Below are 10,975 nucleotides of genomic sequence, written 5' to 3'. Positions count from 1 at the left end.
CTCAGCCCCCGTCGGAGGGGCGGCGGCCGAGCAGGCCCCCGTCGCGGGAGAAGCGCGGCAGGAACAGGGCGAGCGCCGGATCGCCGTAGAGCGCCACGTACAGCTGGACCAGGTGCCCGTCCGTCACCTCCCGCCGGTGCGCGGGCAGCGGGTGCCGCTCCCGCAGCTCGGCCAGGAGCCGGCGGGCGGCCCGCGTCGCCGGCGGCAGCCGCAGGAGGGCGAGCGCCGCCAGGAGGACAGGACCCCCGGCCGCCAGTACGAGTACGGGTCCGGGACCGTCCTCCGTGCGGGCGCCGGCGAGCAGCCCGGCGGCGAGCGTCCCCGGCGCCGCGGCCAGCAGCAGGAGGGCCGTGCGGCGGCGCCCCGGCGGCCGCAGCAGCCCCGCCCGGCCCAGCTCGGCCCGCAGGCCGTCCACCGCCCGGCGCGCCTCGGGGCGCCGGCCGAGCGCGGACAGGGCCAGGGCGTTGCGCAGCGAGCGGTGGACGCCGAGCTGGAGAGGGTCCCGGATCCGGCCGGGCCCGCCATTGGCCCGAATCGTATGTTTGCGGCCCGCCGCGACCGCCCCGCGCTGGTGCAGCGCCACCAGCGCGACCGTCACCGCGGCCCGCCGCCCGCCTCGCAGCAGGGCCAGCGCCTCCGGCCCCGGCACCGCGCCGGCGGAGCCCGTACCGCCTTCTCCGCCCCGTACACGCAGCAGTACCGCCGCGACCAGCAGCTCGGCCCAGGCGGCACCGGCCGCCGCCACGAACCACCACGTCCCCGTCCCCATGAGGCCCACCCCCCGGGATGTTTCTGCCCGGCGGAGCATGATCGTCACGCGTGGATGGCCGAATCCGTTCGCCGAGGGCCGGTCGTACCGATCAGGTCGTACGGATCAGATGGCGCCGCCCGAGGTGAGCTCGTCGGCCGCGTCGTTCACGGGCTGCGGGGTGCCGGTCAGGTCGAGGACGAAGAGCGGCAGCCGTATCTCGACGGCACGGGACCGGGCCTCCGGTGTGTAGCCGGCCAGCGAGAAGAAGACGCTCACGGCGGAGGCGCTGAGCCCGTTGAGCCACAGGCACTCCACGGCCCGCAGCCCGGTCGGCCGGGTGGTCGGGTCGACCTGGGCGACGAGCCCGGGACCGCGCAGGTCCACCGCGGCGGAGTGCCGGTCCTCCGGCTGCACGATCTCCCGGAACCCGAGCCAGTCGAGGTACGCCGCCGCCGCGGCGACCGCGTCCCGCGCCGTCCGGATCGTCACCGGCCGGAACGCGCCCCGCGCCGGCGCCGGCCGCGGCGCGGCCGGCGGGAACGGGAGGTGCGCGGGGTACCGCTCGGCGAAGGACCGGGGCGGGGCCCCGAACCAGTCGGAGACGGGAGCGGCGGGCCCTTCGCCGTTCTCCTCGGCCTCCGGATCCCGGGCGGGGAGGAAGGCCGCCGGGTCGGGGGCGGGCCCGGTGCCGGCGGAGTCGTCCGGCTCGGACAGCCGGGGGCCGTAGCCCTCGGAGCCGTACCCCTCCTCGGGTGTGGTCTCCGGGCCGGGGAGCGAGACCCCCGCCCCCGCCTCGGTCTCCGCCGTCACCGGTGGCACCGGTGTCTCCGCCGTCACCGGTGCCACCGGGATCCGCAGCACCGCCCCGCAGGAGCAGCCCAGCTCCGGGTGCGGCCACTCGTCCTCGCGGCCGCAGGCGCCGCAGCGGACGGTGACCCACTCGTCCTGCCAGGTCCGGTGCCGGACCGGTTCGGCGGGCGCGTCCGGGATCACCGGCGCGGCGACCGGGCTCCCGCAGGCGCAGGGGAAGACGGGTGCCGCGTACGGATGGCTCCGCCGGCACTCCGGACAGCGCACCGATACCGACTCACCCACGCCGAACCCCCTCTTTCCGTTCGGCCATCGTCCACCAATCCGGCCGTCCGAGGGGGCGACTTCGGCCATCAGGAAGAGGCCACCGGTGCCCGTTCGGTGCCCGTCTGGTGGGCGGTCCCTTGACGGCTTCCCGACCCCCACCTACATTGCTTCCGTATAGCAGAACAGTTCTTCCGCATTACGGAAACAGGCTCGGGCGGTCCGCCCGGAACCTGCGACCGACCGGCCGAAGCAGGAGCACTCCCATGCCTCGTATGACCGCCGCCGCAGCGGCCGTTGAGATCCTCAAGCGCGAAGGCGTCACCAACGCGTTCGGCGTCCCCGGCGCGGCGATCAACCCCTTCTACCGCGAGCTCAAGAACGTCGGCGGCATCAGCCACACGCTGGCCCGCCACGTCGAGGGCGCCTCCCACATGGCCGAGGGCTACACCCGCGCCAAGGCCGGCAACATCGGTGTCTGCATCGGCACCTCAGGACCCGCCGGCACCGACATGATCACGGGCCTGTACTCGGCGATCGCCGACTCGATCCCGATCCTCTGCATCACCGGCCAGGCCCCGGTCTCGAAGCTCCACAAGGAGGACTTCCAGGCCGTCGACATCGCCACGATCGCCAAGCCGGTCACCAAGGCCGCCACCACCGTCCTGGAGGCCGCGCAGGTCCCCGGCGTCTTCCAGCAGGCCTTCCACCTGATGCGCTCCGGCCGGCCGGGCCCGGTCCTCATCGACCTCCCGATCGACGTCCAGCTCACCGAGATCGACTTCGACCCGGAGACCTACGAGCCGCTGCCGGTCTACAAGCCCCAGGCCACCCGCGCCCAGGCGGAGAAGGCGCTCTCCTTCCTCCTGGAGTCCGAGCGCCCGCTGATCGTCGCCGGCGGCGGCATCATCAACGCCGACGCCGCCGACCTCCTCGTCGAGTTCGCCGAGCTGACGACCATCCCGGTCATCTCCACCCTCATGGGCTGGGGCACCATCCCGGACGACCACGAGCTCGCCGCCGGCATGGTCGGCGTCCAGACCGCGCACCGCTACGGCAACGCGACCTTCCTGGAGTCGGACTTCGTCCTCGGCATCGGCAACCGCTGGGCCAACCGCCACACCGGCTACAACCTCGACGCCTACACGGCGGGCCGGAAGTTCGTCCACGTCGACATCGAGCCCACCCAGCTCGGCAAGATCTTCGCCCCGGACTACGGCATCGCCTCCGACGCCAAGGCCGCCCTGGAGCTCTTCGTCGCCATCGCCAAGGAGTGGAAGGCCGAGGGCAGGCTCCCCGACTTCACCGCCTGGGCCGCCTCCGCGCAGAACCGCAAGGCCACCCTCCAGCGCCGCACGCACTTCGACGACATCCCGATGAAGCCGCAGCGCGTCTACGAGGAGATGAACAAGGCCTTCGGCCCGGAGACCCGGTACGTCACCACCATCGGCCTCTCCCAGATCGCCGCCGCGCAGTTCCTGCACGTCTACAAGCCGCGCCACTGGATCAACTGCGGCCAGGCCGGCCCGCTCGGCTGGACCATCCCCGCCGCCATCGGCGCCGCCACCGCCGACCCGCAGACCCCGGTCGTCGCGCTCTCCGGCGACTACGACTTCCAGTTCATGATCGAGGAGCTGGCGGTCGCCGCCCAGCACAAGGTCCCCTACGTCCACGTCCTCGTGAACAACGCCTACCTCGGTCTGATCCGGCAGGCGCAGGGCGGCCTCGGCATCAACTTCGAGGTCAACCTCGAGTTCGAGAACATCAACACCCCCGAGATCGGCGTCTACGGCGTCGACCACGTCAAGGTCGCCGAGGGCCTGGGCGTCAAGGCGATCCGCGTCGAGGACCCGAACAAGCTCGGCGAGGCCCTGGAGCAGGCCAAGAAGATGGCCGTCGAGTTCCAGGTCCCGGTCGTCGTCGAGGCGATCCTGGAGCGCATCACCAACATCGCGATGAGCAAGACGGTCGACATGAGCGACGTCACCGAGTTCGAGGAGCTGGCCACCGAGCCGGCCCACGCGCCGACCGCGATCAAGCCGCTCGCGGTCTGATCGCCGGGCCCGCCCGCGCCCGTCGTCCACGTGAAGGGCGCGGGCGGGCCCACCCCGGGGCCCCATCCCCGCGCACGTGCCCGACCGGATCCGTCCGGCCGGGCACGTGGCGTTGTCCGGCCGCCGGTTATGTTGGACACCCGGCCCCTGGAGACGGAGCCGGGAAAGAGGAGAGCGCCATGACCGCCGCCGTCGCCCGCCTGGTCACCCACGTCGAGCTGGACGAGCCCCGCACCACGGCCCGACAGCTGTCGGTCTCGGCCCGGCTGGAGGCCGAACTCCCCGACGGGCACGCCCTGGTCCTCCTCGACGACCGGGGCTGGAGCGAGAGCCTCATGGGCGACGGCGACATCCGGGACTTCCTCACGGTGGAATCCGTCGAGGAGACCGCCCGGACGGTCGTCGGCCCCGACGAGCCCGCCGACGGCCGGACCGCGGAGGAGGAGACCGCCCACTGGGCGGCCCTCGCCGCCCGCCTGGCGGAGCAGGGCGTACGGGTGGACGCGGCCGCCCTCGCCCGCCTGCCGCACGCCGTCGTCCTCGGCGAACGCCTCCGCGCCTGGGCGGGCTTCTAGGGCGCTCTCCGCGCTTGTACGAGAACGGCGCCGGCGTCCGTCCAGTCGTACAGCACCGACCGCCCCGCCCGCCTGCGCCGCACGAGCCCGGCGTCGTGCAGCACCTTCAGGTGCCGCCCCACCGACCCGAGGCCCTGCCCGGTCAGCGCCACCAACTGGCTGGTCGACAGGGGCGATTCGAGGCGCAGCAGGACGCCCGCGCGAGCCGTCCCGAGCAGCGCGGCCAGCGCCTCCGGCACCGCGGGGCCCGAGCCGTCCGCCAGAACTCCCGCGCAGGGATAGACGATCGCGTACCGCTCGTCCCCCTCCCTGTCCGCGTCCCATGACACCCACCCCGTCGCCGGCGTCACCGGCACCAGCAGCAGTCGGCCGCCCTCGACCGAACGCGGCGGATAGTCACGGGCGTTGACCTGGAGCCGGCCGTCCCCCAGCCAGCGCGTCCTCCCCGGACACAGCTCGTCCAGCGCCGCCGCCCAGCCGTCCCGCGCGAGGCGCGCGGTCCGGCCCGTCACATCGGCCTCCATCACCCGACGCCGCCGCGGCCACTCCGGCAGCACCGTCTCCCGCCACACCCACTCCAGCAGCGCGGCCAGCCGCCCCGGCAGATCCCGCGCCGAGGCGAGCGGCTCCGGCACCGGCCCGCCGACCGACACCGCCAAGTCGGCCAGGGCGGCGCCCGGTTCGGTCGCCCGGACCACCGCCACCTCCTCCTCGAAACACCGCTCGCCGTCACCGCCGCCCTCGCCGCGGGGCTCCGCGCCGTCCCCGTACACGAAAGAGCGCGGAACCAGGGACCGTAAACCTGGTTCCGCGCTCTTGCTTGATGACCGCCCGACGGCACGAGGCTGGCGCGACAGGACGTTCGCGCCGCCGGGCGGAGCTTTGGCGGGTGCCTGCTCCCGAGGCCGGCGGACGGAGTCCGACGCGGCCGTCCGAAGCCTGCGAAGCAGTGCGAGGGCGGCGTCGAGAGCGGGTCGTTCGCGCCGCCGGGCGGAGTCTGTGAATTCCCTTGTGCGGGAAAGGCGTCGGGAGGGAGGGCGTTGGGACCGCGGCGGCTCCGGCGGGCGCTTCGGCCGGTCCCTTCCTTCAGGTCTGAAAGGGGGGCCGGGCGTCCTGGCCACCGCACTGGCTCGCAGCCGCCGCGGTCCTCACGCTGTCCATGAACACCGGCCACCCCTCATCCGGGCCGGTGTTCCGGACGGCGTACGGCATTGACCTCCCGTCAGCTGCCGTACGCGGTCTGGTCGTCGGGAGAGGATCAGTCCTCGCGCAGGGCGCGGACCGCCTCCTCGACGCGCTTGCCGTACTCCGCGTCCGCCGCGGCGAAGTGGGCGATGTTCTTCTCGATGACGTCCTCGCGGGACACCTGGGAGAGACCGCCGGCGATGTTGGCGATCAGGCGGGACTTCTCGTCCTCCGACATCAGACGGTAGAGCTCGCCGGCCTGGAAGAAGTCGTCGTCCTTGGCGTGCTGCGGGGCCGCGTGGGTGCCGGTCCAGCCGTGGACCGCGAGCGGCGCGGAGAGCGGCGCGTCGGTCTGGGCCGGGCCCTGGTACGAGTTGGGCTCGTAGTTCTTGTCGTACCGCGAGCCGTTGCGGGTGGCCATGAAGCCGTCCCGGCCGTAGTTCTCGGCGACGGTCGCCTTGGGGGCGTTCACCGGCAGCTGGGTGTGGTTGACACCGAGGCGGTAGCGGTGGGCGTCCGCGTAGGCGAAGAGGCGGCCCTGGAGCATCTTGTCCGGCGACGGGCCGATGCCCGGGACGAAGTTGTTCGGGGAGAACGCGGCCTGCTCGACCTCGGCGAAGACGTTGTCCGGGTTGCGGTCGAGGACCATCCGGCCGACGCGCTGGAGCGGGTAGTCGCCGTGCGGCCACACCTTGGTGAGGTCGAACGGGTTGAAGCGGTAGTCGGCGGCCTCGGCGGCCGGCATGACCTGCACGTAGAGCGTCCAGGACGGGTTCACGCCGCGCTCGATGGCCTGGAGCAGGTCCGTCTGGTGCGAGTTGGCGTCCTTGCCGACGAGCTCGGCGGCCTGCTCGGAGGAGAGGGAGCGCACGCCCTGGTTCGTCTTGAAGTGGTACTTGACGAAGAAGGCCTCGCCCGCCTCGTTGGTCCACTGGTAGGTGTGCGAGCCGTAGCCGTTCATGTGACGGTACGAGGCCGGGATGCCGCGGTCGCCCATGAGCCAGGTGATCTGGTGGGTGGCCTCGGGGGCGTGGGCCCAGAAGTCCCAGACGTTGTCCGGCTCCTGACGGCCCGTGAAGGGGTCGCGCTTCTGGGAGTGGATGAAGTCGGGGAACTTGATCGGGTCCTTGATGAAGAAGACCGGGGTGTTGTTGCCGACGAGGTCGTAGTTGCCCTCCTCGGTGTAGAACTTCACCGCGAAGCCGCGCGGGTCGCGGACCGCGTCCGCGCCGCCGAGCGAGTCGGCCACGGTGGAGAAGCGGATGAAGAGCTCAGTCCTCTTGCCCACCTCGGAGAGGAAGTCCGCCTTGGTGAAGCCGGTGACGTCGTCGGTCACCTCGAAGTAGCCGTACGCGCCGGAGCCGCGGGCGTGCACCACGCGCTCCGGGATCCGCTCACGGTTGAAGCGCGCGAGCTTCTCGAGGAGGTGCTGGTCCTGGAGGAGGAGGGGGCCACCGACGCCGGCGGTGGCGGAGTTCTGGTTGTCGGCGACGGGGGCGCCGGACTCGGTCGTAAGCACGCGCTTCGACATCGTGGCCTTTCCGGTACGTGCAGGATGCTGCTGACGATGCGTGGAGCGTAGGTACGCCCCTCGGAAAACGTCAACAGTTTGTTGAAAATGAAGTGTGGTGTTCCGGGCGGCGGCCGCGCCTGGGCGCGACAGGACAGGTGTCAGCACGGCCACCGCCCGGAAATCTGGGGCCCCGGGGTCCCGGGGCTTCGGCTCAGACCTGCGCGCCGGAGAGGCGCTCGACGGCGCGGAGCAGGGCCGAGTGGTCCAGGCCGCCGTCACCCTGCGCGCGCAGTGAGGCGACGAGCTGGGCGACCACGGCGCCGACCGGGAGGGCCGCGCCGACGTTGCGGGCGGCGTCGGTCACGATGCCCATGTCCTTGTGGTGCAGGTCGATCCGGAAGCCGGGCTTGAAGTCCCGGTTCAGGAAGTTGTCCTTCTTGCGGGTCAGTACGGTCGAGCCGGCCAGACCGCCGTTGAGGACGTCGAGGGCGGCCTGGAGGTCCACACCGGACTTCTCCAGGAAGACCACGGCCTCGGCGCACGCCTGGATGTTGACGGCGACGATGAGCTGGTTGGCCGCCTTGACCGTCTGACCGGAACCGTGCGGCCCGCATAGGACGATGGTCTTGCCGAGGGTCTCCAGGATCGGGAGGGCCGCGTCGAAGTCGGCCTGCTCGCCGCCGACCATGATGGAGAGCACGGCCTCGATGGCGCCGGCCTCGCCGCCGGAGACGGGGGCGTCGATGACGCGGATGCCCTTCTCCTTGGCGTTCTTCGCCAGGTCGACGGAGGTCTGCGGGGTGATCGACGACATGTCGATGATCAGCGCGCCCTGCTTGGCGTTCTCCAGGATGCCGTCGGGGCCGTAGGAGATCGCCTCGACCTGCGGGGAGGCGGGCACCATCGTGATGACGACGTCGGCGTCCTTGACGGCCTCGGCGATCGAGCCGGCCGCGGTGCCGCCGGCGGCGGCCAGGCGGTCCAGCTTGTCCTGCTCCAGGGTGAAGCCGGTGACCGAGTAGCCGGCCTTGATCAGGTTCTCGGACATGGGGGAGCCCATGATGCCGAGGCCGATCCACGCGATCTTGGGAAGGTTGCTCATGAGGGTGCCTCTCAAAACAAGGTCGTACGGGGAGGGGGCCTGCGTCAGCGGGCCGGGCGGGCCTCGGCGGGGAGCCACTCGAAGGACGCGGCGGCGTCGGCGGCCTTGTACTCCAGGCCCACGAAGCCGTCGTAACCGGCCTTCCTCAGTTCGTCGAGGAGCTGCTCCAGCGGCAGTTCGCCGGTGCCCGGGGCGCCGCGGCCCGGCATGTCCGCGATCTGGACGTGGCCGGTCTTGTCCGCGTACCGCGCGATGACGGCGCTGACGTCCTCGCCGTTCATGGCCAGGTGGTAGATGTCGAGGAGGAACTTGGCGTTGCCGAGCCCGGTGGCCTCGTTCACCTTGTCGACGACCTCGATCGCGGCGGGGGCGCTCACCAGCGGGTAGAGCGGCGACTCCGGCTTGTTGAGGGTCTCGATCAGCAGGATCGCGCCGACGCGGTCGGCGGCGCGGGCCGCCGCCACCAGGTTCTCCAGGGCGAGGGCGTCCTGGACCTCGGGGTCGACGCCCTCGACGCGGTTGCCGTAGAGCGCGTTGAGCGCCTTGCAACCGACCGAGGCGGCGAAGTCCGCGGCGATGTCGATGTTGGCCTTGAAGCGGTCGGACTCCTCGCCCGGGACCGAGACCGCGCCGCGGTCCGGGCCGGGGAGCTGCCCGGCGTAGAAGTTCAGGCCCACCAGCTGGGTGCCGGCGTCCTCAAGGGCTTTCCTGAGGGCGTCGAGCTCGCTCTGCTCGGGGGTGGCGGTGTCGATCCAGGGCCACCACAGCTCGACCGCGGTGAAGCCGGCCGCGGCGGCGGCCGCGGGGCGCTCCAGGAGCGGGAGTTCCGTGAAGAGGATCGACAGGTTCACATCGAAGCGCTGGTCGGTGTATCCCATGAGGGGTAGGCGCTCCTTCCGTATTGCGGAAGTCGTTTTCTGTCTGGTGGAAGGTTGCAGGGCGGGCGCCCCACTTGTCAAGAGGTCCCCGCAGGTCCGGGGCTCCCGTGGGCGCCGCACGGCCCGTAGCGTGGGGGCATGGTGCGTTTGAGAGTGGAGTTCACGACCGAGCCGTTCGACCTCGACGAGGCGCCGGCCCATGCGGTGGTGGCTCGTGAGGTCATCCAGTCGGCCGACCTGGACGCCGTCGACGTCGGCCCCTTCGGCAACACCGCGGAAGGCGGTGCCGACGCCGTCCTCACCGCCGTCGACGAGCTGCTGCGCAAGGCGCTCGGTGCCGGCGCCACCCGGGTCTCGCTCCAGGTCAATGTGATCGGCGAGGGCGGGGAGGACGCGAAATGACCGAGCATCCCTTGGCGGCGGCGGTGAAGCCGCTGGTCGACGCGATGGGCGCGGAAGTGCTGGAGCCGGCGCAGGCCGCGGCCGACGACGTCGTGCTCTCCTGGGAGGGCGAGGACGTCCTCGCCGTACGGCTGCCGCAGCTCTCGGACTCCCTGGACCGCATCCTCGCGGCCATGGAACGGCGGCACGGAGTGCCGCTGTCGGAGCTCGACCGCAAGGCCAAACAGGAGATAGTCCGACTGCTTGAGACCCGCGGCGCCTTCTCGGTGCGCCACGGGGTGGAGACGGTGGCGAGTGCACTGGGTGTCAGCCGCTTCACTGTGTACAACTACCTGAACAGGGAAAACGGCTCCAAGAACGCCTAGTTGATCAAGAGTGGCCACAAGCCGTCGTCCACATGCCGGGACGACGGCCTTTGTGTCCCCGACTTTTCAACAAAGTGTTGACGTGGTGTTGTCGAGAGCGTTAGCTATCCGCAGCCCGTCCGACGCACAGCGAAAAACAGCCACGGAGGCTTCCCGTGACTTCAGGTACGACACCGGGCCTCATCCGGTTCAACACCTCCGCGGACAGCGAGGCGCTCGCCACGCTCCACGAGGTGTGCTCCAGCTCGGCATGGGGGAGCAGGATCCTCGCCCAGCGCCCGTACGCCACCGCCGAAGCCCTCTTCCTCGCCAGCGACGCCGCCATGGCCGAGCTCACCGCCGAGGACCTGGCCGAGGCGATGGAGGGCCACCCGCCGATCGGTCGTCCGAAGGAAGGGGATGCCACCTCCACCCGCGAGCAGAGCGGGATGGCCGGCTCCTCCGCGGAACTCAAGGCCGAGATGCTCGAACTGAACCTGGCCTACCAGGAGAGGTTCGGCCACGTCTTCCTCATCTGCGCCACCGGCAGGACCGGCGAGCAGATGCGTGACGCGGTCAAGGAACGGATCGGCAACTCGCCCGAGCAGGAGCGCGAGATCGTCCGCACCGAACTGGGCAAGATCAACCGCATCCGGCTCACCCGTCTCGTAGAGGAAGAGAGCGCCGCATGAGCACCGACACCACGGCCTCGGTGTCCACCCACATCCTGGACACCAGCATCGGGCGCCCCGCGGAGGGCGTGGCGATCGGCCTCGCCGCCCGCGCCGGCTCCGACGCCGCCTGGGTCGCGCTCGGCGGCTCGGCCACCGACGCCGACGGACGGTGCAAGGACCTGCCGGCCCTGCCGGTCGGCACCACCCACGTACGTCTCGACTTCGAGACCGAGGCGTACTTCCTGAGCAAGCAGAACCAGCAAGCCGAGGCGCAGCAGGACGCCCCCGCGAATCGGGACAGCGGTCCGGCCGGTGCTTTCTTCCCGGAGGTGGCGATCACGTTCGCCGTCAAGCCGGGCGAGCACTACCACGTACCGCTGCTGCTCAACCCGTTCGGCTACTCCGTTTACCGAGGGAGCTAGC

Annotated in this window: 11 protein-coding genes and 1 pseudogene; 6 read left to right on the top strand and 6 right to left on the bottom strand. The window is 71.6% G+C overall.

The features are described from left to right. Position 1: 1 nt before the first annotated feature. Both QK442_RS19720 and QK442_RS19715 read right to left on the bottom strand, forming a co-directional pair. Entirely contained in the window at positions 2-769 is a 768-nt protein-coding gene (locus QK442_RS19720; protein ID WP_282695287.1) for a TIGR04222 domain-containing membrane protein, read from the bottom strand. A 105-nt stretch (positions 770-874) separates the two neighbouring features. Further along, positions 875-1,846 (bottom strand): hypothetical protein, encoded by a 972-nt coding sequence (locus tag QK442_RS19715; RefSeq protein WP_282695286.1) that lies wholly within the window; start codon positions 1,844-1,846, stop codon positions 875-877. A gap of 245 nt (positions 1,847-2,091) precedes the next feature. Here QK442_RS19715 and gcl point away from each other — a divergent pair, with 245 nt between their 5' ends. Next, positions 2,092-3,879: a glyoxylate carboligase gene (gene gcl, locus QK442_RS19710; protein ID WP_282695285.1), complete on the top strand. Its 1,788-nt coding sequence runs from the start codon at positions 2,092-2,094 to the stop codon at positions 3,877-3,879. A gap of 179 nt (positions 3,880-4,058) precedes the next feature. Continuing rightward, positions 4,059-4,454 (top strand): hypothetical protein, encoded by a 396-nt coding sequence (locus tag QK442_RS19705; protein WP_282695284.1) that lies wholly within the window; start codon positions 4,059-4,061, stop codon positions 4,452-4,454. Here QK442_RS19705 and QK442_RS19700 read toward each other — a convergent pair. The 4 genes and pseudogenes from QK442_RS19700 to QK442_RS19685 form a co-directional block, all read right to left on the bottom strand. Next, a pseudogene (locus tag QK442_RS19700) lies at positions 4,451-5,170 on the bottom strand (ArsR family transcriptional regulator); the annotation flags it as partial. The gene QK442_RS19705 and the pseudogene QK442_RS19700 overlap by 4 nt on opposite strands. A gap of 542 nt (positions 5,171-5,712) precedes the next feature. Next, a complete protein-coding gene (locus tag QK442_RS19695) occupies positions 5,713-7,170 on the bottom strand; it encodes a catalase (protein WP_282695283.1) in 1,458 nt (485 codons plus the stop codon). Between the two features lie 193 nt (positions 7,171-7,363). Then, a complete protein-coding gene (locus tag QK442_RS19690; RefSeq protein WP_282695282.1) occupies positions 7,364-8,254 on the bottom strand; it encodes a 2-hydroxy-3-oxopropionate reductase in 891 nt (296 codons plus the stop codon). A gap of 44 nt (positions 8,255-8,298) precedes the next feature. Further along, the gene (locus tag QK442_RS19685; RefSeq protein WP_282695281.1) at positions 8,299-9,132 is read right to left on the bottom strand and encodes a TIM barrel protein; all 834 of its coding nucleotides are present in this window, start codon (positions 9,130-9,132) and stop codon (positions 8,299-8,301) included. A 141-nt stretch (positions 9,133-9,273) separates the two neighbouring features. Here QK442_RS19685 and QK442_RS19680 point away from each other — a divergent pair, with 141 nt between their 5' ends. The 4 genes from QK442_RS19680 (at position 9,274) to uraH (ending at position 10,974) form a co-directional block, all read left to right on the top strand. Further along, positions 9,274-9,534, top strand: a complete 261-nt coding sequence (locus tag QK442_RS19680) for a hypothetical protein (RefSeq protein WP_282695335.1) — start codon at positions 9,274-9,276, stop codon at positions 9,532-9,534. After that, positions 9,531-9,899: a helix-turn-helix domain-containing protein gene (locus QK442_RS19675; RefSeq protein WP_282695280.1), complete on the top strand. Its 369-nt coding sequence runs from the start codon at positions 9,531-9,533 to the stop codon at positions 9,897-9,899. The genes QK442_RS19680 and QK442_RS19675 overlap by 4 nt, the downstream gene beginning before the upstream one ends. 155 nt (positions 9,900-10,054) lie before the next feature. Beyond that, complete coding sequence (gene uraD / locus QK442_RS19670) at positions 10,055-10,570, top strand: 2-oxo-4-hydroxy-4-carboxy-5-ureidoimidazoline decarboxylase (RefSeq protein WP_282695279.1); 516 nt, start codon at positions 10,055-10,057, stop codon at positions 10,568-10,570. Continuing rightward, entirely contained in the window at positions 10,567-10,974 is a 408-nt protein-coding gene (uraH, locus tag QK442_RS19665) for a hydroxyisourate hydrolase (RefSeq protein WP_282695278.1), read from the top strand. Before uraD ends, uraH begins: the two co-directional genes overlap by 4 nt. Position 10,975: the final 1 nt, after the last annotated feature.

It is taken from the genome of Streptomyces sp. CC208A (assembly GCF_030010625.1).
Taxonomy (GTDB): domain Bacteria; phylum Actinomycetota; class Actinomycetes; order Streptomycetales; family Streptomycetaceae; genus Streptomyces.
The sequence above is the reverse complement of the archived record's forward strand: the minus strand, read 5'-3'. Positions and strand labels throughout refer to the sequence as shown.

Coding starts and splice junctions, on each gene's coding strand:
- uraH (WP_282695278.1), top strand. CDS start 10,567: ATGAGCACCGACACCACGGCCTCGGTGTCCACCCACATCCTGGACACC.
- QK442_RS19705 (WP_282695284.1), top strand. CDS start 4,059: ATGACCGCCGCCGTCGCCCGCCTGGTCACCCACGTCGAGCTGGACGAG.
- QK442_RS19690 (WP_282695282.1), bottom strand. CDS start 8,254: ATGAGCAACCTTCCCAAGATCGCGTGGATCGGCCTCGGCATCATGGGC.
- QK442_RS19695 (WP_282695283.1), bottom strand. CDS start 7,170: ATGTCGAAGCGCGTGCTTACGACCGAGTCCGGCGCCCCCGTCGCCGAC.
- QK442_RS19720 (WP_282695287.1), bottom strand. CDS start 769: ATGGGGACGGGGACGTGGTGGTTCGTGGCGGCGGCCGGTGCCGCCTGG.
- QK442_RS19675 (WP_282695280.1), top strand. CDS start 9,531: ATGACCGAGCATCCCTTGGCGGCGGCGGTGAAGCCGCTGGTCGACGCG.
- gcl (WP_282695285.1), top strand. CDS start 2,092: ATGCCTCGTATGACCGCCGCCGCAGCGGCCGTTGAGATCCTCAAGCGC.
- QK442_RS19685 (WP_282695281.1), bottom strand. CDS start 9,132: ATGGGATACACCGACCAGCGCTTCGATGTGAACCTGTCGATCCTCTTC.